This is a genomic window from Simiduia agarivorans SA1 = DSM 21679 (genome assembly GCF_000305785.2).
Classification (GTDB): domain Bacteria; phylum Pseudomonadota; class Gammaproteobacteria; order Pseudomonadales; family Cellvibrionaceae; genus Simiduia; species Simiduia agarivorans.
Genome location: NC_018868.3, coordinates 2,598,732 through 2,618,970 on the forward strand (window position 1 = coordinate 2,598,732; position 20,239 = coordinate 2,618,970).

Sequence of the window (20,239 nt, forward strand, 5' to 3'; positions counted from 1 at the left end):
ATAACATAACGTTTTGCCCCCAGAAGACAGGATCATGCCCTCAACCTCCTTTGAGCCGCACAATCATCGCCAGTGTATCGACACGGCACTGGCGCGCGCGCGCGCGCTGGCCGGCGAACAGGGTTTCCGGCTCACTCGCCAGCGCGAACACGTGCTGCAATTAATCTGGGCCAACCATCAGCCGGTAGGCGCCTATCAGCTGATGGAACAACTGAGTCAGCACAACGGTAAAGCCGTGGCGCCGCCAACCGTCTACAGGGCCCTGGATTTTTTACTCGAGCACCGGCTCATCCATCGCATCAACAGCCTGAACGCGTTTGTGGGTTGCGACTGCCCGGGCGTGGCACACCCCGGCCAGTTCATGATTTGCCGGGCGTGCGGCAATGCCCACGAACTCAGCGGAGACGACCTCACCCGCGCACTCAACCAGCTCGCCGGCCAACAAGGCTTTGTTATCGATCAGATGGCGCTGGAACTCACCGGCCTGTGCGCCACCTGCCAGGAGCACGCTGCATGACCGCCCTGCTAAACGCTCAACATCTGGGCCTTCGCTTTGGCGATAAAACCGTGCTCGACGATGTGCAACTGACGCTCCAGCGCGGCAAGATCGTCACCCTGATCGGGCCCAATGGCGCCGGCAAAACCAGCCTGGTGCGCACCATTCTCGGACTACAAAAACCCACCAGCGGGCGCATAGAACGCGCGGCCGATCTGCGCATCGGCTACATGCCACAAAAGCTGCAGCTTGAGGCCAGCCTGCCATTAACCGCACAACGTTTTCTTGCGCTCGGCGGTGCCGGCGCCGCACAAATTGCCGAAGCGTCTGCGCTCACCGGCATCGGTCATCTGGCAGACAGCCCCATGCAGCAACTCTCTGGCGGTGAAGTGCAGCGGGTACTGCTGACCCGGGCACTCGCACGCGAGCCCAACCTGCTGGTGCTGGATGAACCGGTACAGGGCGTGGACATCAACGGCCAGCTGGCCTTGTACCAGCTCATCAACCGCATCCGGCACGAACGCGGCTGCGGCGTATTGATGGTCTCTCACGATTTACACCTGGTGATGGCAAACACCGACGAAGTGCTGTGCCTGAACCAGCACGTGTGCTGTCACGGCCACCCGGAAAGTGTGAGCAATCACCCCGCTTACCAAGAGCTGTTCGGCACCCGCGCGGCCGAAATGCTTGCGGTATACACCCACCACCACGACCACAAACACGACCTCCACGGCGATGTGGTGTGCAACCATTCGCACAAGGACTGACCATGCCTGAATTCATGATTACCGCGGCACTCGCCGGCCTGGGTGTGGCTGCCGTGGCCGGCCCGCTCGGCAGCTTTGCCGTGTGGCGGCGCATGGCCTACTTTGGCGATACGCTGGCCCATTCCGCATTGTTGGGCGTGGTATTCGGGTTATTGCTCGATATTAATTTAAGTCTGGCGGTGACCCTTGGCTGTTTGATCCTCGCCGTGATTCTGGTGGTGCTGCAAAAAAGCCGGCAGCTCGCCACCGACACCTTGCTCGGCATCTTGTCCCATTCCACCCTCGCGCTCGGTCTGGTGTGCATGGGTTTATTGGCCAACAACCGGGTGGATTTAATGGCCTACCTGTTCGGCGATTTGCTCATGGCGGATTGGACCGATGTGGGCGTGATTGCGTTAGTCGCTGGCCTTGTGTTGGTATTGCTCGCACGCTTCTGGCGTTCACTGCTGTCGATCACCGTGCATGAAGAACTCGCGCGCGTGGAAGGCATTAACGTCGAAGCCATTCGTTTGTTGCTGATGCTGTGCATGGCGCTGGTGATTGCCATCGCCATGAAAGTGGTGGGCGTATTGTTGATTACCGCCTTGTTGATTATTCCCGCCGCAAGTGCGCGCCGGCTCACCCGCACGCCGGAAGCCATGGCTATTGTGGCATCAGGCCTGGGCGCGGTAGCGGTATTTTCCGGCTTGGCGATATCCTTTTTTGCCGACACACCGGCCGGGCCCAGTATTGTGCTGAGTGCCGGTTTGATATTTGGTGTGTCTTTAATGAAACGGCAGGCCTGATCGCCTGCCGTTGAGAATAACATTCAGATATCAGCCAGTATGACGACGTAACCAGAACTTGCGCACCAGCCAAATCAGGAAAATCAATAGCACCAACCATGGCATGGAATAGGCAACGCCGGTAATGGCGAACGCAATCGCATTCGAAAGATTTTCTCCAAACCCTGATGCAGCCTCTGCTATCGGCTCGAAAAAAGAACCGTAACGCTCAGGCTCAAGGCTAATGTTAACGATATCCATCTGAATTCGCTGCATTAGCGCAGCTTTCTCGCCCTGCGCGTACTCGATATCCGATTGCACCCGCGCCAACTCGCCAGCAACACGGATAAGCGCATCAACATCCGCGGCAGACTCTTTCTCCAGCGCCTGCAGACGCGACTGATATTGTATTAACATGTCCATGCGTTTGCTGTTATCGGCAACGGCTGTTTGCAGATCTTCCACATCCATTGCCCGGGCATTGAGGTCTCCAGTCTCCGCCGCCTGCGCGATCAAAGGCTCAACCCCCGCTGGCGCCAGGCGCATGCGTAAACTAGCACGGGCATAATCCCCGGTATTCACCGACGCATGCAACACTGTGCATTGGTGTGCCCGGTCCTGACCACAATAATCCACCAACCGGTTAAAGCCCGCCTCGATCGATTCGCGCGCTAGGCGTACGGTTATCCTGTGCTCGTACGCCAGATACTCAGCACTACCACGCTGAGTATCTGCAACCATTTTCATTGATTGCGCCACACCAAAGGATTCATCCTGCTTCGAATCACTTGAACAGCCCGCAAATAAAAATAGACAAAGTGGCATAAGCCAAAGTTTTGCTTTACGCACCACAGACTCCATAGTTTTAGCTAGACAATGCCAGGTAGCAGATTTGGCAATAAATGGGGTCAACAATTGCTTGCTATGATTTAGCGAATTACTCAGGCTCCGCATCCTCTATGGCTTGCTTTCTTTTCTCCATTTCGTCCGTCATGTACTGATTCATCTTCGTATCATAACTCTGTAACTCACTGGGTGTTGTTGGCACCTTTGGCGGCGCAACGGTCGAATGCTCGCCTCCTGGCTCCGCCAGCAAATCTGAGCTTTTACTGGATTGCTTATAAACAAGAAACCCCACAATCAACATAGCGACTAACATTGAAACCATTCTCATTGCCAGATCCTCCCACAATTTATTGAGACTGACTTTAGAAAAATGTGGTCTACAATCAGAGACAAACTTACGGTTCACACCTGATCGCCCATACACGTGTGCGGACCGAACTATTACAATCGTAAAAAAACGTAAGACCATTGTATTTTTCAGTTCAACCCTGCACATAATGCGTAAACCATTACTGATTTTTCAACTTTTTGCTCAGCAACATCGTCAGCTGCTCGTATTTAGGACCGACGCCTATCTGTGGCGCGAGCAATGCATAAACCGGCGCGCCAAGAGCAACATAAACTAAAATCCGCTCTGAAATCATCCCTGAAAAGAAAGCTATCACGATGGCGCACAGAACCAAAAAGATCATAATGCGTACTACTTTTACAGACCTAACATTCTTTTCGGCCGATCTAATTATTTCAATTTCCTTATCTGTAAAATCCAAAACACTCTCCGCTTAATGAAAACAACATTAAAAGATGGACTAAAATCCCGGGCGCCCTAAACCAACTAATGGTCAATGTGATACGAAAAATAGAGTTGATTGGCAAACAAGTCAGGATTGATGCCTGAGATATTCAACTCTAAACCCCTTTTTTTCCATACAGGCATTTGCGCTGTGGACGATATCTTCAGCCATCTTCCCGGATTCGAGATAGGCAAGGCAATCAAGCAGCTCTGGCACAGGATCTGTTCCATCTTCTTTATGATAGAAAACTCCCCAATAGCTTAAAAAATTTAGAAGCTCTTGATCCGGCTCATCTTTCTCCTGTTCTGCACCGACTAAACAAGGAAAAAAGACAAAAAGAATTGCAATGACTCTAATCATGTGACCATCGCCAAGTACAATTCATTCATAACTCTACCAACGCTTACCCATTGATTTGTGTTAATCAACACATAGCTCTGAAAAATAATTTTGTACTGCTTGCAGCTCTTGACGACCATGAACGTCCTACGATGCAGACATCAGGGTAACACTTTAGTGCCAATCCAAAGCCAACCATAGAAACCACGTACTGGCTAGATTCCCAACTAGAAACGCTGCCACTGAAAAGCCTTATCGGACAGTACAAGCGCCTGTGTCACTGGCCGCCTACCGATTCACAATTGTGTTAAAACCACCAAATATCATGCGTTTGCCGTCAAACGGCATTTTGCTCATATCCCAGTCGGCAAAGCGTGGATCTTCCATTACAGCCTTGTTGCCTGCATCGCGCGCTTCCCTGGAGGGCCAGATAATCCAGGAAAACACCACCACTTCATCCTTTTCACATTTCACAGCCATAGGCAAACTGGTGACCTCCCCCTCGGGCACATCATCGGCCCAGTTCTCAACCACCGCAATCGCACCATGATCTTTAAACACTGCAGCCGAGGCTTCAGCCAACTCGATATACTGCGTTTTGTTCTTAAGGGGTACCGCTAATACGTAACCATCAACATAAGACATAACCCTGCTCCTTTATAATGAAATAGTCCAGCATACACCTTAGCAGGCCATTGAATACCAAGTCATTTCATTCTGAAAACAACATTTATGCCTTGGCTTATCGTAATCGTTTTGGGTACAAACATGACGACTCGAGCTCGACCAGTCGGAGATGCCAAATCAGCTAGAATTTGATCCGACCGCGCCCCAAAAGTGGCGAAAAAAGATCCAAAATCGGAGTTCTGAGATATTGCATATACTGAGCGTATTTTTGTGCCCAGGCCCTCTGCCATTTGCTCTGCTTTGTTTCGCGCGTCTTTGCTCGCAATTCCAACAAGCTCGCGCTCAATCTCAATTCGATCTGTTACATCAAATGCTGTCCGAACACCTGTAACATTATCGATCGCGACAATATCGCTAACCAGCTCCGAATACTTAGATAGATCGTTTAACTCTATAATTAGTGCTCTGGATACTTCGTAACCCAGTATTGCAAGGTTGTTGTACTCTGAGTCCCGTCTTCTCTTCGTGCTTTTCTCCATATCTGTCGCCTCAACAGCGCTGGCACTAATACCGTAAGACTGAAGCACTTTTAGAACACCATCTGTCGCCAATCCGACTTTTTCTATAGCGAGTTCCGAACTGCTTTCAAAAGACACTATGCCAAGATTAACGGTAGCAATATCCGGCTTAACCTCCCGCTCAGCCTTACCAACAGAGACAATAAAAGGAAAATCGGGTAGATTTGCGGCAACAGCAGCCTGTGAAATTAGCGCCAAAAATAAAACCAAAAAAATACGATGCATCTTAAGTTCCCTCTTTATAGCTTTCCTGAATCGGCTCTGGCCTCTTCTGACTGTTGCAGACCTTCATTATAGCGCTCTATCAATTCGTTTAACCCTACACGATACGCAGGTGCGCACATTAATACAGCACCACTTTCCGAAATCTGACTATAACTCGCTACTATCACTATCGATTCGATCAGCGAATCGGCAAGTACAAACCATGAACGCACATGTGTCTCATAGATTTCGTCCTCTTCATACAGTGACGCATCATGAAATTCAGTTGCTATATTGAAGACCACACTCTCCTGCACGACCGATCTGACCTCTAATTTCACGAGCTGTTGGCCATCTAAAGACTTTGCCACGAGCAGCTCATATCCGGACACCCCATTTTGGTTTTTCCGAAAGTCTATCTGAATCTGACCTACCGGCGCATCCTTGCCACAGGGATAAGTATCCATACAGGCCAGAAATAACAATAGAGCAAGAGTGATATGTTTCATTTAAAGCACTCGTTGTGTTATGAAATCGCTAATCAACCAGGTCGACGGAAAGTTGACATTGACATTAAGTATCTATGCCGAATACGTCATATTCTAAATACCCTTTATCGAACATGTGAATAAAATATACCCCTGGCTTTGCTTGGCCGCTCATATCACATAACCGCTGATCAAATTCAACTCTAAACATGACGGCTGATACTATGCACATATTTTTCCCACAATTGGAAGAGAAGCCGTTAGTAATAGTGAATTCATTTTTGTCGCTTGAAATCAGTACATTCCCATTTTTCGGCAACAGTTTTAGGTACTCGGGCTTTTCTGGTAAATCTACATTTCTTATATTTAATCGCTTTGATCTAAATCGCGGGAGAGTTATGTTCCATATGTAATCGAACCTTTTCTCGGCAACCATCTTCTTCTCAAGCAACATAAGGTTGTCGTAATTTTCTTTAACTCAGTGCTTGAAATCTGTTTGCTCGGGGAAATCGTCTGCAAATAGTCGTGCGGACATTAGCAACGATAAACTGGTGTTCCCCACAAAAAGTAGACACTCTACTTATGCAGCTATTGCTGCGTTCTCTTCGAAATCAACGGGACTTAGCCCATCGTTCGCTGAATGCCTTCTCTTGCGATTATAAAAGACTTCAATGTACCCAAATATACCCGAACGAGCTTCACCAATCGACTGATAGTTCTTGGCATAGATAAGCTCAACCTTTAGTCGTGCATAGAACGACTCCATTACTGCATTGTCCCAACAATTACCCTTTCTACTCATGCTGCGCGTGATCTTGTGCTTTTCCAAGAAGCCAACGTAGCTATTTGAGCGGTACTGTGTGCCTCGGTCCGAATGGACGATGAGACCTGGTGCCACACCTCTGGCATCAATCGCCATCTGCATTGCCCGCGTTATGAGCTGCTCAGTCATGCCGGTATCGAGGCTCCAGCCAATAATCCGACGGGAATACAGATCCATTACAGTTGCCAGATATAGCCACTGATTCTTCACCCAAACATACGTGATATCTGTGACCCATTTTTGATTCGGCCGGTCAGTCGAAAAGTCGCGCCAAAAGGAGGTTGTCCGCAACTTGTGCATCGTTAATGCGTGGCCGCCATAGTTAAAGGCTTTGCCGTTTCTGGCCAAAATCCCCTGTTCCTGCATGATTTTGGCACCCTGTTCCTGCATGATTTTGGCTACAAAATTGACTGAGCACCTATGCCCTAGGTCGTTCAGCTCCTGAGCGATTCTTGGGGCTCCATAGGCAGCCTCAAACTCCTCAAAGGTTGTCTTTCACCAGTTCGCCTAACTCTTCCTTACGAGCCTCACGTTTGTTTAGAGCATCCCACCAGCGATAGAAGCCAGATCTATGTACGCCTAGTACATCGCACATCAGGGATATGCTGTATTGGCCAACATACTCCAAAATCAATGCGTACTTCACTCTTGGTTTTTCGCGAAGTACGCAGACACCTTTTTTAAGAATTCCATCTCCTCTTTCAGGCGCTTATTCTCTCGCCGTAGTTCACGCATCTCCTCACTTTCTTTCTTCGAGTAATCCACACCATCCAAGGTATTGAATTGCTTATCAGATAGGCGGGTGAGTTGACGCTTCCAGTTGGCGATCTGCTGGGCACTAATCCCAAGCTCCTTCGCAACGGAAGCTTGGGTAGCACCCGGCTGTTCAGAGCGCTTTATCGCTTCTTTACGGAATTCTTCGGTGTAATGCTGATGCTTTTTGCGTGCCATAAGGACACCTCCATATAGGCTTAATATAACTATACAGGGTGTCTACTATTCGTGGGTAACTTGGACACATAACGCCCGCAGCACACGCGAGCGTAGCGAGTCGAGGCCGATAGGCCGGTGTGGCTGCGTTTGTTATGTGTTTTTAACATTGAATTTCCTTATGCACTCCATGTCGCTTTCATTGCCTCCATACCCCCATTCAAGAGCAACAGGCTTAAGCGTATCCATATTAATTAGCAGATAGTTACGATGCATGCCTTTACTGCCAATTGTAATGTATGGCGGTAATGAATCTTCCTCTTCAATATCGTGATACCAAGATGCAGTTACTTGAAGGTCGTCAACCTCAAAGGCAAACATATCCCTTACACATTCTGGAAAGGTAACTGTTTTGCCTGAAATCGATAGCGTTAAAGTATTGAAGTCAAATTTGGCGGGAGAGTAGTTCTCCGGCAATCCAATCAAATAACCGTCATTCAACTTCAAGTTTGTATCTGTATGTGAATGCACGTTAAAAGCTACTAGAAATAGCATCGCAAATAGAGCAATTCTCATATCTTTCCTCACACATAACGCCGTGCTAAGACGCGCGCGCTTTTCGCGCGTCGGCTCTTCAGCACTTTGTTATGGATTGATCTGTATGTAGTGTGCATAAGCCAGAACAATAGACCCCATTAATATTACAACTACACTAGGCCAAGCAAATGAGTGAGCCAAAAATGAAACTGCAGGATTGCTTGGCTTGTAGAATACCTTGACCTTATCTCCCTTATGGAGACCTTCTAGCTGCTGCCTATCTGTAACAACAGGTGCAGAATATAGCTTATTTCCAACATACTTATATCCATCAATTGCGTATACGTAACTAAGCGCCAACACTATTTCCTTATCGGTACCACCATACGACTTGCTCGAAAATGATCCCATTAATCCTGTTCTAAGCGGCGAAATAATATTTGAAGTGATTTTTCGCGTCTCATTTCTTTGAATAAGGCCAACTGTTTCAGGCCACTTTCTTCTACTTAGACACTTAAAAAGATTGTACACACCAACTAGCAAAATGACGCCGCCAAGCAAGTAAAACAGAAATACTTTGTCGTCCATGCTTCAACTATCCCTTATCCATAACGCCCGCAACAAACGCGAGCGTAGCGAGTCGAGGCCGATAGGCCGGTTTGGTTGCGTTTGTTATGCATTTTCTCTTCTCGCTTTTATTGCCCATTCATAAAATATTAGCAGGCATATACCAAGACCAAATAGTGCTAAAACAATTCTCCAATCTGCGCCACGCTTCAATACTGAGACCAAATTGAATGGTGCCAAGTAAACAGTAACGGTTTGTCCGTTTTCAAGTGGTTGCATATTTAGGTTTACTGGCAAGTAAAACCCTATCATACGTGAGTTATGCTCGTTGCCATTTAATATGTATCTGTACTCTACTGAAGCCCATGATGCGGTAGGAGATTCTTTGCCAGATAAAATCGGACTCTTATAGGTAGAAGAGCCACCACCAGCAGACCCGAACACTTCTTTCGAAACAACAATCTTGCCTGGGACGGCTTCAAAAGTATGGGTAAGCAACCCGAGAGCGAAGAATGCTAGCGATGCAGCGATACTTACTAAACCATAGCTTCTTAGTTTATTCATTCAGATTGCATAACGCCCGCAACAGCCGAGAGCGTAGCGAGTCGGATGCTTGCGCTTGTTACGTTGCATGTATCTCATATCTGACACCAAAATCTGGCACAGGCTCTCCATTACAGGGTGCATACTTCCAATATATGGCGTAAATCTTTAGATCTAACAGCTCGGATCTGCTTCCATTTAAAAAGTACTTTGCAACTCCATTACTTTTTGAGTAGCTTTCCAAATTAAACGAAAGAACTTCTTTACCATCTTCCTCTCGGCGCACGAGCAATAATCCAAGTTCCATATTATTGTATTTTGTAGGTACGCCTAGGTGGATTGTGAATCCTATATCAGTTTCATATAGCCCACTTTTGTACTGCTGCCTAGGCATTTCTACAGAGAATGCGCTTTCATCATATGTTATGGAAATTCCACAGGGGGGAGATGAAAGCACATTCAAGCTTAGAGCAAAGATGGGGAGCGCCAGTAATTGCTTTTTCGACATTATTTCCCCGAAACGTAACGCCCGCAACAAACGCGAGCGGAGCGCGATACTCATCCGATCGATATTCTGAGCCTTGGTCGCTGTGGAAGATGCAACCTGGAAGCCGCTCCTCCATCGCCAGCGCCATCTGTAGTGCGCCCTCAACCAGATCACTATTATGGGCTGAGGAAAAGCCCCAGCCAACGACCTTGCGATTGTAGAGATCCAAGACCGCAGCCATATACAGCTCCCCTTCCGCCGTCTTCAGATAGGTCATGTCTCCAGCCCAGCTTTCGCCTACTTGCGCAGCTTTTGGTCGAGCAGCCAATATGTTATCCGATACTGGAGCATTTGCTCCTTTGTAACGACGCGGACGCTGAGCATGATAAATAGAGCGTATGCCATGTGCCTTCATCAAGCGATTGATCCGGCGCCGACTACAGGCGTAATCGCGCGCCCTTAAGTAAGGGTGCACCCGTATCGCGCCATAGTTTTTTTGGTGGCCAACATGCATGCGACATATCTGGCTCACCAGGATAGCGTCGTACTGGGCTCGCTCACTCGGCTTCCTCTCGCGCCAGTCATAGTAACCACTGGTCGAAACATCAAGGTGTTCACACATCGTCACGACTTTATGAACGTCGCGGTTCTCCTCTATGAACGCATATCTTTCTTGCGCTGTTCCAAGAAGAACCGCTTTGCCTTTTTTAAAATGACGACCTCTTCTTCCTTAGCCGCCAAGCGTTTCTCAAGCTCCTTAATGCGCCTCTCGGCCACTTTAAGCTTGTCGCTGTCTTCGCGAGATTTTTTAGGTGGGGGCTCCGGCACCTTCATATGCTTGTTCTCCGATAGGCGACCTTCCTTATACTCCTGTCGCCATCTATACAACATAACCGGATGAATACCAAGCGCGTTCGCCACATCTATGGCCTTAACGCCTCGTTTTTTACTTTCTCTGACCGCTTTGACCTTAAAGGCCAATGTGTAGCTGTCGTAGTGTTTCTTCTTTGTTATTCCCATAACACACCTCTTTTGACTGACAGTAATTTACTGTCCGTCAAAGTGGTGCAAGTCTAAGTCGAGGCCGACAGGCCGGTTTGGTTGCGTTTGTTATGAGTTTTCACCTGTATAGCCACAATAATTTTGCTCCCTGAGCGTAGCGATCTTGTTTTTATATACCTCTATCTCTTCTTTTATTTCCGCAACCCGGCCTGGGCTTCCGCGGTAAACTTCAGGATCAATATGCTCAATGAACATGTCCATCAATTGGCAAGAGAAATTTAACAGGCCTTCACGGTCATTTTTTTCGACCAAATCGTAAATATTTGACCCCATACTTACGTTAAATTTACTACTCCAAGTACTTTCTTCTTTTAATATATCCGCCTTGAATGCCCATGCCCTTTCTGAGTAGTAGTTTGCAAACGAGACTGCGCATAACGTTCCCGATACAAAAGAACAGAGAAATATTGCAACGTGAATTATGTATTTTCTCATGGTCTACTCATAACGCCCGCAACAGCCGGGAGCGTAGCGAGTCGGATGCTTGCGTTTGTTATGTTCATTTCCTACACATTAGTTTTTGCAAGTTTGGTAAAACTACAGCAACAAATCCGCTAGAAATAAAATACATCGCAGAAAGTTCATAGTTATATCTATTAATAGATTCTTGGTCTATCCACCAAATTTTCAAAAGTAGGACCAGCGCCATAAAAATAAGAGTCCCTGTCAGCCTATTTACAAAGACCAAATATTCCCTGCTTCCTGAAAACTTTCTTTTAGCCGCTAGAAAGACAACAACAATACTTTCTACAGCTAGCAGGAAATATATAAACAATAAGATCATCGACTCGAGCAAACCTCTAAAGTCGCTTGCATGTGAATAAGCCTGAGAACAATATCCCATTAGGATAAGCGCAAGATATTTTTTCATATCAGTAAACATAACGCCCGCAACAGCCGGGAGCGCAGCGAGTCGGATGCTTGCGTTTGTTATGAGTTTTCACACATACCATCAATAGCACCAACTTCAAGCACCTTTCCTGTTTGTGAAAAATATAATGCTACAACAACCTGATCGTCTCCTACCGCGCACGGAAAAATCGCATATAGCAGCTTGTCTTTGCTTGTAGCCATTACTCCGGAATGTACGTCGATACTGGAAAAGTATGACAATTTGTCAAGCTCAATCTCTGCAGATATCCCCCTATCCTTAATTGTAACTTTTGGATTAGCGTTACCTGGGACCAATAGCTCAACATTATTTAAACCACCAACCTCAAAGACTTTGAGCGATGAACTCACTGGAAACACCATAAAGTGATCTGCAAAACTTGGCACTGACATCATAACAAGAAGAGTACTAAGGACTAATTTTTTCATAGACTCATAACGCCCGCATTTGGGGCGGCGGAGCGACAGCGTAGCCGTCCCGCCGCGTTTTACAGCGGCGCCCAAGATGCGCTTGTTATGTTGCATTTAGTATAAGCTCGTATCTTTCTAAGTGGCGGCAATCCATGAGCTTGGAAGCGTTAATTAGGTGAAGCCAGAATGTACTTGATGGTGATGGGTTATCTTCGATTACACCATCTAGCTCTTCCATCGCTAAAAGTAACTCATTTGCTTTAATGTAACTCAAGAAATCGTCTTTTCTATATCCGCAATCTGATTCGACTGTAGTCTCAGGTAGTAACACAAAGGCCGCCATCAATTCAGCTTCTATCAGCGCCCATCTCTCAATCTGCTCCATAGATCACTTGCCAACATAACAGTGTGAATAACAGACCCGTCCATATATAGACAATGTGCTACATCTGGACAATCGGATGCCACATTTAGACAATTTCTATTAATTTTGTCTATATCTGCATTGTCTATATGTAGCATGTCTATATGTAGCATCGTTGTCTATATGTGCAGGCCTAATAGCCCTTCTTTCGGTAGGGGTAATGGGGATTTTGGGTGGGCGGTCTTCTGTCTTCTGCATAAAAATCCACGTCAGTGCAGGCGCCGTAGGCGCCTTCTACGATCAGGTGTGCCAGGTTCAGCGCATGTACCAGACCTCTGGGCAGATACCACAGCTTTTGTTGTGCACTCCATTTGGCGTTGTGGCGTTTGATGAGTTGGCGGGTGGTGTTGTCGTCGTAGCGTACGCGCAAGGCCACAGGGAAGTGAGCGTTTATTTCATCCTGGGTTGTCATGCCACGCGGTGGCTCGGGCGCATCGCGCGCATCAACGACGAGCTCAACGGTAATCAGCCGGCGGTGCTTGTCTTGGCGGTAGCGTACGGCGATGAGGTTTTCGCCGTACGCGGCCCGGTATTTTTGCGCGCCTGGTTGATGGGCGCCGATAGTGCGGATTACTTTCATGTCACATCCTTGTGAGGGTTTGGTCATTAACGTTACAGCGGTAGACCCACGCTTTGCAAATAGGTCAGCAGTGAGGGCGAGTCCACATCCACCACCACGTCCTCGGGTAATCGTAACCACTGCCATTCGGTGTCAAAGCTGATCGACTGACCCGGCGCAATAGTCTGATAGGCGCCCTGCGCTTCTAACTCCATGTACCCCCGTGGGCTTATGTAGAGCTGGGTTTCGGCTTCGGTCGGTGCCTGCTGGTCTGTGCGCAGGTCCTTATAGCGCTTGATAAACAGATCGCGCCCATCTACCCAGGCAATCCAGCCGCGGCCATTGGCATTGAGTTTGCCTTCACTCAGTTCGCTGTGGCGCAAATCCACCCAGGTCACATCGCCAAATGTGGTGTAGGGAAAACTGCCGAACGTAAACCACAAGGGATCGGCTTCATGCGCAAACAACACCAAGCCACGAATCGGAACCCGCGTCACTTCCCAGGCGGCGGCTGGCGCGGCGGCTCCCGCCGGCCGCGTCAGCTGATACTGCCAGGCAATGCGATCGCCGCCGAGTAACCGAAAGGTTTTGTCGATGCGCAATCCGGTTTTCTGCTCGTCTACCGGCCCTTGTAGAGAACGTGAGTTACCAGAGCCTGTTAATGTATAAGGTAGATTGTCGAAGGAATCGGGCGGCGGCCAGCCCCAACTGGTTTGGGGACTGATCCAGAGCGTGGAGCCCCAATTAGCCGGGTCGCGTTCGGATTTCAGTGACAGTCGTTCCTGATCGCGATAGACCATAGAAGACAGCCGGCCACCGTGAGCCGGACTGACGGTCAGCACAAGCTGTCCGTCGGCCAGCTGATGACTTACCTGTTCCGGTGGCGGCGACACCAGTTTGGGTTCACAGGCACACAGTGCAAGCGCGAGACCCGACATGTAAAGTTGAAAACGCATAGTGCTTCCTTGTTGGTTTTGGTGAATGCGTTTTCTCTCGTCTACTACAGCGTTTTTTGTTTGACGCCTTTTATTGTTGACCGAATTTTTTATCCGCCTTGGGTGCAGGCAGCTCCGGCAAGTTATGGGTAATCATGGTCAAGCCCCGTTGATAATAGTCGGTGCTTAACTGGTGCTCGCCCAGGGCCGCGGTCAAGCGGGCCAGTTCGGCGTAGGTTTCGGGCTGCGGCATTATATTTGCGCTGGCCTCAAAATATTCGCGCGCCTTGCCCCACAATTGGTTGCGCAGTGCGATGCGGCCTAAGGCCAGCAGGAGTGTGGCATTGCGCGGCCGTTCTTTTAGCCAGCTTTCTGCGGTGATCAATTGACGGGCCACATCGTCACCTGCCAGTCGGCCATAACTGTCCAACAGGCTATCGTCCCATTCTTTATTGAGCGCCTTGCGCAAAATGGATTCCGCTTTGGCCTGAGCGTTATGCCTGACCAATAATTCCACGTACACCAGAATCAACGCGGGCAATTTTTGTGCGCGTTTGTCGAGCTTGGCCCACACCTCGGTCAACAGCTCAACGGGATTGCCGGCGCTGGCATCTGCCGCCGTGCGCAATTTATGCGACCAACAACGCAGCTCTATGTCTTGTAGTTGGGCATCGCTCATAGGTTTATACTTTTTCAGCGTGGGCAGCAGCGCTTCCAGATCGGCCCAGTCTTCCAATGCCATGTAGCATTGGCGCAACATATCCAGCACCACCGGATGATGCGGTGTTTCTTCATGCACGCGCTCCAGCGCGGCAATGCACTGCTCATAACGCTGATCCATCAACTCCATGCGCGCCTGCGCCAGCGCGGTTGCCAGCTTGTGCTGGCCGCCCACGGATTCGGCTTTGGCGAGCAATTGCTGCGCTTCGTCGCGATCACCCAGCTCATAGGCGGATCGCGCCGCCGCTAAATAGTTGATCACCGGTACCATACTGCGGTTGGCGGTTTTCAGCAGTTGTTTGCGCGCCTGCTTCCAGTTGCCTTCCATGAAATCCACCAAACCCGCTGCCAGTTGCTTGCGATGCTGTTCGTCACTGCCTTGCACAACATAGCGGGTGGCGCCCATCACGCCGCCTAAAATACCAAACAGAATTTTCAGGCTGTACCAGGTGATCAGTGTGGTGAGTACCAAAAAAATCACCGCAAACCAGACACTGGTTTCCAGGCTGTAACCGTAAATAGACACCAGGATATAGCCGCTGTCGCGCGCCAGTTCACCAATCAGCAATCCGCCGGCTAACAGTGCGGCGGCCATCAGCAGGAGTAGGCGCTTCACTGCGCGGCCTCCTGCTCAAAGCGCAATTGGGCGCGGAAGGTTTCCAGCGCCTGGTTGCTGCCGGAAATATCGGGCAGGGTCTGGCTTACGTTCAGCGCTTGCAATTGGGTGAGCGCATCAGCCAACTGATCGCGCTCTGGACTCACCGGAAAATAGCTGCGCATCCACTCGACCGCACGGCCGATACTGGCCTGATAGAGCCTGCTGTCGTTACGCAGCAGTGCCCATTGCGCGGTTTGCAATTGGTTTTTGATATTGGCGCGCAGGTTTGCTTCATGCTCCGGAGGCATTAACGGTTCTACCGGTTTGTCGTACCGGCGCACGCGCACAAACGCCGTGAGCTCTTCGGCAAAACGCCGCCAGGCAAAGGTAATTTCTTCCCACAGATTGTCGGCTTCGCGCTGCCATTTTTTTACGTTGGGCTCGCCTTCAAACTGGCGCGGTGCCGCCGCTAACGCAAGGCCATCCATCCGGCCCATCAGCGCATCCATTTGATAATAGATGCCGCTGTAATCCACATCGGTGACCGCGTTGAGCGCTTGCATGTCGGCGGCGATTTGTTTGCGCACGGCCAACAGGCCGGCGGGGTTACCCAATTCCGTGGCGGCCTGAGCCAGCAAGCCATCGGCCAGCACCATCAGGCGCTCGGCGCTCTCGGTCGATTTTTCCAGATGCAGCCGTTGATTGGCCTGGCGCATGAGAAAACGCGCTTCATCAATCAGGAACCGGGCCCGGCTGCTGCTGGACAATTGCGCCAGGCGGCGCGATTGTTCCGCCAGTTGGGTATTCACGCGCTCGTTGAAATCGCGCCAGGCCTGGTCGCGTTCTGCGCTCACCTGTTTGAAATCCAACAGCGCTGATTCCAATTGGCGCGTCACATCCTGACGGGCGTTCTGCAAGCTGGCAATGTCGGTCGCCTGCTTTTCAACCACCGCAGCGAGTGTCTGGTGGTGCTGACCGGTTTGTTGATGCAGCCAATATCCACCTCCGGCCGCTGCGGCTGTCACCAGCACCAGCGCAATCCAGATGGGCGCGGGGTTAAAGCGCTGCACTGCATCCGATGCCGGATTCTTCACGACAGGCGCTTCGGGCGCGGGCGTCGGGTTATGGGTCAATTCCTTGTTATCCGGATCGTCTGTGGTTTGCACCAACGTGAGTGTCCTCTGAAGATTAGTCGTGATGAGATGCCGAGCATCCGTGTCATTATCGCCCGAGAGACTGCAGCGCCTCGGCCATGGCGTTATCGGATGCGTTCACCGCTACCGTAATATGCCTGAATCCCCGGGTCTCGGCCAGCGCCGCCACCCGCTCACCGGGCACCACCAATGGCCAGGTCAGGCAGGCCTCGAGCGCCTGCTGGTTCGCCAGTGTCTGGCACAGGTTGTCCAACGACTCACCGCTGTGCACCGTCAGCACGGCATCGCCCGCCGCCAATGCGCCTGCCACCGAACTGGCAGCCTGGTCCGGCAGCACCCGTCGGTACAAGGCCAGCTGATCCACCCGGGCACCGCGCGCGCTGAGCGTGTCGGCCAGGTGCGTGCGGCCGCCCTCACCCCGGAACAATAGCACCGCCTGATCGGTCAGATCGGCCAGTTCGGGCAATGCCAGCAAGGCTTCACTGTTCATGGCGGAGTCGATGGCAGGCCGGCCCACCACCGGCAGGCCGGCCTGCTCCAGCGCCCGGCCCGTGGCCGCACCAATGGCCAGATAGCGGGTATGCAGCGGCAGTTGCGGCCAGTAGTCACTGAGCCATGCCACACCTTCGCGCACGGCGTTCTGGCTCACAAACACGGCCCAGTGGTAGCGATCGAAATCGAGGATGCGGGTGCGAATCGCCTGGCGTTCAGCTTCGCCGGTAACCGGTTCGATGGCCAGCACGGGTACATCCAACACCTCAAACCCGAGCGCGGCAAAGGCGGCGCGGGATTCGGCCGCCTGGGCGGCAGGTCGGGTCAACCACAGCCGGCGGCTCATGCCTGACCGTACACCTCGGCCAGAATGGCATCGGCGCCGGCGGCCAGCAGCCGCTCAGCCAGGGTCACCCCCAGCGTTTCGGCCTGCGCCACCGGGCCACGGATTTCGTCGCGCAGAATGCGCTTGCCATCGGTACTGGCCACCAGGCCACGCAAAAACAACTGGCCCTCCTGATGGATCGCAAAGCACCCGATGGGTACCTGACACCCGCCCTCCAGGCGCCGGTTCATGGCGCGCTCGGCGGTCACCTGCTGGGCAGACAGTTCGTGGTGCAGTGGCGCAATCAGCGCTTTGATGGCGTCGTCATCGGTGCGGCATTCAATGCCCACGGCACCCTGGCCACCGGCGGGCAGGGATACATCGGTCATCAGGTATTCGGCGATGCGGTCGTGAAAGCCCAGGCGGATCAGCCCGGCCGCGGCCAGGATGATAGCGTCGTAGTCACCGGCATCCAGTTTGGCCAGGCGGGTATTCACATTGCCGCGCAGGAATTTGATCTGCAGGTCCGGCCGCCGTTCCAGCAGCTGGGCCTGTCGGCGCAAACTGGAGGTGCCCACCACCGCGCCCTGTGGCAGATCGGCGAGCGATGGATAGGTGTTGGACACAAAGGCGTCGCGCGGGTCTTCGCGCTGGCAGATCACCGCCAGCCCGAGGCCGGCCGGAAATTCCATCGGTACATCTTTCATGGAGTGCACCGCAATGTCGGCTTCGCCGTCGAGCATGGCGGTTTCCAGCTCTTTCACGAACAGGCCTTTGCCACCCACTTTGGCCAGCGGAACGTCGAGGATTTTGTCGCCCTTGCTCACCAGCGGCACCAGCTCAACGGTGAGATCCGGGTGCAGCGCGGCCAGCCGGTCTTTCACGTAATTGGCCTGCCACAGGGCAAGGGCGGAGGTGCGGGTGGCGATGCGCAGGCGGGCAGTCATTGGGCGTCCTTTTATGGGCTGCAAAAAAACGCGCCAATGATACCAGAGGTTGGATCACAGCCGGGCCAGCAATTCCTTCAGTTCCGGCACGTGCCGGCGGCTGACCACCGGCTTGGTGTCCACGCCCTCTAACCGCAGGCGGAACTGGCCGTCGGGCGCGCGCTCCATGGCTTCAATGTGCGCCACGGACACCAGCGAGTTGCGGTGTACGCGCACAAAGCGCCCAGCCAGTTCGGTTTCAAGGTCTTTCAGGGTGTCGTCGATCAGGGTTTCGCCACCGAGATGATGCACGGTCACATACTTCTGATCGGCGATGAAGAAGCGCACGTCGGCCAGCGGAATCAGCTCCACCCCGCGCCGGGTTTTGGCGCTGATATTGGTGCGCCCGGTTTCGGCCACGGGCGCTTCCCGCAGGCTGGCCAGCTGCAATTTATTGACCTTGCCGGCCTTGTCCAGCACCTTGCGCAGGTCGTCGGCCTGCACCGGTTTCAGCAGGTAACCCACGGCTTCGGTATCAAAGGCATCCAGTGCGTACTGGTCGTAGGCCGTGCAGAAGACGATGGCGGGCGGGCAATCCATCTCCGCGATTTTACGCGCGGTGGCCAGGCCGTCATCGCCCGGCATGCGCACATCCAGCAGCACCACGGCCGGGTCGTGCTCGTCGATGGCCGCCAGGGCTGATTCGCAGTCTTCGGCTTCAGCCACCACGGTGTATTCCTTCAGGTCTTCCAGCAGCCGGCGCAAGCGCGCGCGGGCCAAGGGCTCATCGTCTACGATCAACACGTCCATTAGTTGTCTTCCCCCAGCGGATAGCTGATCCGCACGATAAAATGATCCTGTTCGGGCGCCGCCACGCACTCGGCTTTGCGGCCAAAATGGGCATCCAGGCGGGCGCGGATGTTGTTCAGCGCCAGGCCATTGCCCGGTTTGTGCGCACCTTCACCAAGTGGATTGCGCACCTCAATGGTGAGCCGATTATTGGCCGTGCGCACGGCAATCTCAAGCAGACCGCCGCCCTTGCGTGACCCAATACCGTGGTAGATGGCGTTTTCCAGCAGCGGCTGCAACATCAGGCTGGGCATGGTGGCCCCCTCGGGCAAGGCTTCCACCTGCCAGTTTACCTGCAGCTTGTCGCCCAGGCGCGCGGCTTCCATGTCCAGATAGCGTCGGCCCAGCGCCAGTTCCTGCTCAACCGGCACCAGCGCCGCCTCACTCAGGCTCGCGCGGAACAGGGCAGACAGGTCTTCCACCATGCGCTCGGCCCGGGCGGCATCGATGGCGATCAGGCTGGCAATGGAGTTCATGGAGTTGAACAGGAAATGCGGCCGGATGCGCGACTGCAGCGCCTGGATGCGCGCCTCCAGCTCGGCCCGTTCGCGCCGGCCCAGTTGCTGTTGTAAATAGAAATACTGCAGGCCAATGCCGGCAAAAATCGCCGCCACAAAGACATCGGCGGCCAGGCTGTACCAATCCAGCGGGGTGTCGGTCCACCAGTAGCCCAGATAGAACCACTGCCCCAGCAGGGCAAAAGTGAGGGTCATCAACAGGATCAGGCCATAGCTGAAAGCCACGGCCCCCCACAGGGGGATGGTGGACAACCAGGGCCGCAGGCGACAGATACAGGCGGCGCTGGCCAGTGCCACCCAGAGCACCAACAGCGACGACAGGGCCACGTCCATCCAGTTTAAATTCTGCAGGCCACCGTCATCATTGAGCGCCAGTACCAGAGACAGCATCACCACAATCGCCACCAGCCGCAGCAAAGACGGGCCGGTGCACAGGTTAGGCAGGAACTGCGTAGATTTATCCATGTTTGTAATTATTCGCTCCCGTTGGGCGTTTGCGCGCCGCTTTGTGGCGCTCAGCCGCCAGAAATCCTTTGAATATGCTGCCAGATACCGCCTGGACGATAGAGCCCGGGGGCCGGTATG

Annotated in this window: 29 protein-coding genes and 1 pseudogene; 3 read left to right on the top strand and 27 right to left on the bottom strand. The window is 52.1% G+C overall.

Annotated features, from left to right (window positions below):
* Positions 1-34: 34 nt before the first annotated feature.
* The 3 genes from M5M_RS11510 to znuB are packed head-to-tail and all read left to right on the top strand — an operon-like array spanning position 35 to position 2,048.
* Positions 35-517, top strand: coding sequence for a Fur family transcriptional regulator (locus M5M_RS11510; protein ID WP_015047673.1), 483 nt, complete (start codon positions 35-37; stop codon positions 515-517).
* Positions 514-1,263, top strand: a complete 750-nt coding sequence (gene znuC, locus M5M_RS11515) for a zinc ABC transporter ATP-binding protein ZnuC (RefSeq protein WP_015047674.1) — start codon at positions 514-516, stop codon at positions 1,261-1,263. Before M5M_RS11510 ends, znuC begins: the two co-directional genes overlap by 4 nt.
* Positions 1,264-1,265: 2 nt before the next feature.
* Complete coding sequence (gene znuB, locus M5M_RS11520) at positions 1,266-2,048, top strand: zinc ABC transporter permease subunit ZnuB (RefSeq protein WP_016389366.1); 783 nt, start codon at positions 1,266-1,268, stop codon at positions 2,046-2,048.
* Between the two features lie 30 nt (positions 2,049-2,078).
* On the opposite strand, the gene M5M_RS11525 is transcribed toward znuB, so the two are convergent.
* The 27 genes and pseudogenes from M5M_RS11525 to M5M_RS11650 form a co-directional block, all read right to left on the bottom strand.
* The gene (locus M5M_RS11525; protein WP_016389367.1) at positions 2,079-2,876 is read right to left on the bottom strand and encodes a DUF4349 domain-containing protein; all 798 of its coding nucleotides are present in this window, start codon (positions 2,874-2,876) and stop codon (positions 2,079-2,081) included.
* Between the two features lie 88 nt (positions 2,877-2,964).
* Positions 2,965-3,279, bottom strand: a complete 315-nt coding sequence (locus M5M_RS11530) for a hypothetical protein (protein WP_144062432.1) — start codon at positions 3,277-3,279, stop codon at positions 2,965-2,967.
* A 103-nt stretch (positions 3,280-3,382) separates the two neighbouring features.
* A complete protein-coding gene (locus tag M5M_RS11535; RefSeq protein ID WP_015047678.1) occupies positions 3,383-3,643 on the bottom strand; it encodes a hypothetical protein in 261 nt (86 codons plus the stop codon).
* A gap of 111 nt (positions 3,644-3,754) precedes the next feature.
* Positions 3,755-4,027: a hypothetical protein gene (locus M5M_RS11540; protein WP_015047679.1), complete on the bottom strand. Its 273-nt coding sequence runs from the start codon at positions 4,025-4,027 to the stop codon at positions 3,755-3,757.
* A gap of 267 nt (positions 4,028-4,294) precedes the next feature.
* Entirely contained in the window at positions 4,295-4,651 is a 357-nt protein-coding gene (locus M5M_RS11545; RefSeq protein WP_015047680.1) for a DUF1428 domain-containing protein, read from the bottom strand.
* A 62-nt stretch (positions 4,652-4,713) separates the two neighbouring features.
* Positions 4,714-5,436: an SIMPL domain-containing protein gene (locus tag M5M_RS11550; protein ID WP_015047681.1), complete on the bottom strand. Its 723-nt coding sequence runs from the start codon at positions 5,434-5,436 to the stop codon at positions 4,714-4,716.
* Between the two features lie 14 nt (positions 5,437-5,450).
* Positions 5,451-5,924, bottom strand: a complete 474-nt coding sequence (locus M5M_RS11555; RefSeq protein ID WP_015047682.1) for a hypothetical protein — start codon at positions 5,922-5,924, stop codon at positions 5,451-5,453.
* A 559-nt stretch (positions 5,925-6,483) separates the two neighbouring features.
* Positions 6,484-7,206 (bottom strand): annotated as a pseudogene (locus M5M_RS11565) (IS3 family transposase); the annotation flags it as partial.
* Between the two features lie 162 nt (positions 7,207-7,368).
* Positions 7,369-7,677, bottom strand: a complete 309-nt coding sequence (locus tag M5M_RS11570; RefSeq protein WP_015047685.1) for a transposase — start codon at positions 7,675-7,677, stop codon at positions 7,369-7,371.
* 132 nt (positions 7,678-7,809) lie between these two features.
* Positions 7,810-8,232, bottom strand: coding sequence for a hypothetical protein (locus M5M_RS11575; protein WP_015047686.1), 423 nt, complete (start codon positions 8,230-8,232; stop codon positions 7,810-7,812).
* 69 nt (positions 8,233-8,301) lie between these two features.
* On the bottom strand, positions 8,302-8,781 hold the full coding sequence (locus M5M_RS11580; protein WP_015047687.1) for a DUF3592 domain-containing protein: 480 nt from the start codon (positions 8,779-8,781) through the stop codon (positions 8,302-8,304).
* An 84-nt stretch (positions 8,782-8,865) separates the two neighbouring features.
* On the bottom strand, positions 8,866-9,324 hold the full coding sequence (locus tag M5M_RS20175; protein WP_144062434.1) for a hypothetical protein: 459 nt from the start codon (positions 9,322-9,324) through the stop codon (positions 8,866-8,868).
* A 58-nt stretch (positions 9,325-9,382) separates the two neighbouring features.
* Positions 9,383-9,760: a hypothetical protein gene (locus M5M_RS20180; protein ID WP_169528920.1), complete on the bottom strand. Its 378-nt coding sequence runs from the start codon at positions 9,758-9,760 to the stop codon at positions 9,383-9,385.
* Positions 9,720-10,448, bottom strand: coding sequence for an IS3 family transposase (locus M5M_RS20355; protein ID WP_244431088.1), 729 nt, complete (start codon positions 10,446-10,448; stop codon positions 9,720-9,722). The genes M5M_RS20180 and M5M_RS20355 overlap by 41 nt, the downstream gene beginning before the upstream one ends.
* On the bottom strand, positions 10,445-10,810 hold the full coding sequence (locus tag M5M_RS11590) for a transposase (protein WP_015047689.1): 366 nt from the start codon (positions 10,808-10,810) through the stop codon (positions 10,445-10,447). Before M5M_RS11590 ends, M5M_RS20355 begins: the two co-directional genes overlap by 4 nt.
* Before the next feature lie 90 nt (positions 10,811-10,900).
* Positions 10,901-11,287 (bottom strand): hypothetical protein, encoded by a 387-nt coding sequence (locus M5M_RS20770; RefSeq protein WP_244431028.1) that lies wholly within the window; start codon positions 11,285-11,287, stop codon positions 10,901-10,903.
* A 64-nt stretch (positions 11,288-11,351) separates the two neighbouring features.
* Positions 11,352-11,735: a hypothetical protein gene (locus M5M_RS11600; protein ID WP_015047691.1), complete on the bottom strand. Its 384-nt coding sequence runs from the start codon at positions 11,733-11,735 to the stop codon at positions 11,352-11,354.
* A 47-nt stretch (positions 11,736-11,782) separates the two neighbouring features.
* Complete coding sequence (locus tag M5M_RS11605; protein WP_015047692.1) at positions 11,783-12,268, bottom strand: hypothetical protein; 486 nt, start codon at positions 12,266-12,268, stop codon at positions 11,783-11,785.
* A complete protein-coding gene (locus tag M5M_RS11610) occupies positions 12,258-12,539 on the bottom strand; it encodes a hypothetical protein (RefSeq protein WP_015047693.1) in 282 nt (93 codons plus the stop codon). Before M5M_RS11610 ends, M5M_RS11605 begins: the two co-directional genes overlap by 11 nt.
* Positions 12,540-12,711: 172 nt before the next feature.
* Positions 12,712-13,158, bottom strand: coding sequence for a prevent-host-death protein (locus M5M_RS11615; RefSeq protein WP_015047694.1), 447 nt, complete (start codon positions 13,156-13,158; stop codon positions 12,712-12,714).
* A 32-nt stretch (positions 13,159-13,190) separates the two neighbouring features.
* Positions 13,191-14,093 carry a hypothetical protein gene (locus M5M_RS11620; protein ID WP_015047695.1) on the bottom strand — a complete coding sequence of 301 codons (903 nt, stop codon included), beginning with the start codon at positions 14,091-14,093 and terminating at the stop codon, positions 13,191-13,193.
* A gap of 70 nt (positions 14,094-14,163) precedes the next feature.
* A complete protein-coding gene (locus tag M5M_RS11625; RefSeq protein ID WP_015047696.1) occupies positions 14,164-15,408 on the bottom strand; it encodes a heme biosynthesis HemY N-terminal domain-containing protein in 1,245 nt (414 codons plus the stop codon).
* A complete protein-coding gene (locus M5M_RS11630; protein WP_162141168.1) occupies positions 15,405-16,556 on the bottom strand; it encodes a uroporphyrinogen-III C-methyltransferase in 1,152 nt (383 codons plus the stop codon). Before M5M_RS11630 ends, M5M_RS11625 begins: the two co-directional genes overlap by 4 nt.
* Positions 16,557-16,611: 55 nt before the next feature.
* Positions 16,612-17,382 (bottom strand): uroporphyrinogen-III synthase, encoded by a 771-nt coding sequence (locus tag M5M_RS11635; protein ID WP_015047698.1) that lies wholly within the window; start codon positions 17,380-17,382, stop codon positions 16,612-16,614.
* Positions 17,379-18,308, bottom strand: a complete 930-nt coding sequence (hemC, locus tag M5M_RS11640; RefSeq protein ID WP_015047699.1) for a hydroxymethylbilane synthase — start codon at positions 18,306-18,308, stop codon at positions 17,379-17,381. Before hemC ends, M5M_RS11635 begins: the two co-directional genes overlap by 4 nt.
* 54 nt (positions 18,309-18,362) lie before the next feature.
* Positions 18,363-19,097 (bottom strand): LytR/AlgR family response regulator transcription factor, encoded by a 735-nt coding sequence (locus tag M5M_RS11645; protein WP_015047700.1) that lies wholly within the window; start codon positions 19,095-19,097, stop codon positions 18,363-18,365.
* On the bottom strand, positions 19,097-20,119 hold the full coding sequence (locus M5M_RS11650; RefSeq protein WP_015047701.1) for a sensor histidine kinase: 1,023 nt from the start codon (positions 20,117-20,119) through the stop codon (positions 19,097-19,099). Before M5M_RS11650 ends, M5M_RS11645 begins: the two co-directional genes overlap by 1 nt.
* Positions 20,120-20,239: the final 120 nt, after the last annotated feature.

Bases quoted from the DNA above. Each gene is read 5' to 3' on its own strand.
- M5M_RS11510 (WP_015047673.1), top strand. From the start codon at position 35: ATGCCCTCAACCTCCTTTGAGCCGCACAATCATCGCCAGTGTATCGAC.
- znuC (WP_015047674.1), top strand. From the start codon at position 514: ATGACCGCCCTGCTAAACGCTCAACATCTGGGCCTTCGCTTTGGCGAT.
- znuB (WP_016389366.1), top strand. From the start codon at position 1,266: ATGCCTGAATTCATGATTACCGCGGCACTCGCCGGCCTGGGTGTGGCT.
- M5M_RS11540 (WP_015047679.1), bottom strand. From the start codon at position 4,027: ATGATTAGAGTCATTGCAATTCTTTTTGTCTTTTTTCCTTGTTTAGTC.
- M5M_RS11545 (WP_015047680.1), bottom strand. From the start codon at position 4,651: ATGTCTTATGTTGATGGTTACGTATTAGCGGTACCCCTTAAGAACAAA.
- M5M_RS11550 (WP_015047681.1), bottom strand. From the start codon at position 5,436: ATGCATCGTATTTTTTTGGTTTTATTTTTGGCGCTAATTTCACAGGCT.
- M5M_RS11555 (WP_015047682.1), bottom strand. From the start codon at position 5,924: ATGAAACATATCACTCTTGCTCTATTGTTATTTCTGGCCTGTATGGAT.
- M5M_RS11570 (WP_015047685.1), bottom strand. From the start codon at position 7,677: ATGGCACGCAAAAAGCATCAGCATTACACCGAAGAATTCCGTAAAGAA.
- M5M_RS11575 (WP_015047686.1), bottom strand. From the start codon at position 8,232: ATGAGAATTGCTCTATTTGCGATGCTATTTCTAGTAGCTTTTAACGTG.
- M5M_RS11580 (WP_015047687.1), bottom strand. From the start codon at position 8,781: ATGGACGACAAAGTATTTCTGTTTTACTTGCTTGGCGGCGTCATTTTG.
- M5M_RS20175 (WP_144062434.1), bottom strand. From the start codon at position 9,324: ATGAATAAACTAAGAAGCTATGGTTTAGTAAGTATCGCTGCATCGCTA.
- M5M_RS11590 (WP_015047689.1), bottom strand. From the start codon at position 10,810: ATGGGAATAACAAAGAAGAAACACTACGACAGCTACACATTGGCCTTT.
- M5M_RS20770 (WP_244431028.1), bottom strand. From the start codon at position 11,287: ATGAGAAAATACATAATTCACGTTGCAATATTTCTCTGTTCTTTTGTA.
- M5M_RS11600 (WP_015047691.1), bottom strand. From the start codon at position 11,735: ATGTTTACTGATATGAAAAAATATCTTGCGCTTATCCTAATGGGATAT.
- M5M_RS11605 (WP_015047692.1), bottom strand. From the start codon at position 12,268: ATGCAACATAACAAGCGCATCTTGGGCGCCGCTGTAAAACGCGGCGGG.
- M5M_RS11610 (WP_015047693.1), bottom strand. From the start codon at position 12,539: ATGGAGCAGATTGAGAGATGGGCGCTGATAGAAGCTGAATTGATGGCG.
- M5M_RS11615 (WP_015047694.1), bottom strand. From the start codon at position 13,158: ATGAAAGTAATCCGCACTATCGGCGCCCATCAACCAGGCGCGCAAAAA.
- M5M_RS11620 (WP_015047695.1), bottom strand. From the start codon at position 14,093: ATGCGTTTTCAACTTTACATGTCGGGTCTCGCGCTTGCACTGTGTGCC.
- M5M_RS11635 (WP_015047698.1), bottom strand. From the start codon at position 17,382: ATGAGCCGCCGGCTGTGGTTGACCCGACCTGCCGCCCAGGCGGCCGAA.
- hemC (WP_015047699.1), bottom strand. From the start codon at position 18,308: ATGACTGCCCGCCTGCGCATCGCCACCCGCACCTCCGCCCTTGCCCTG.
- M5M_RS11645 (WP_015047700.1), bottom strand. From the start codon at position 19,097: ATGGACGTGTTGATCGTAGACGATGAGCCCTTGGCCCGCGCGCGCTTG.
- M5M_RS11650 (WP_015047701.1), bottom strand. From the start codon at position 20,119: ATGGATAAATCTACGCAGTTCCTGCCTAACCTGTGCACCGGCCCGTCT.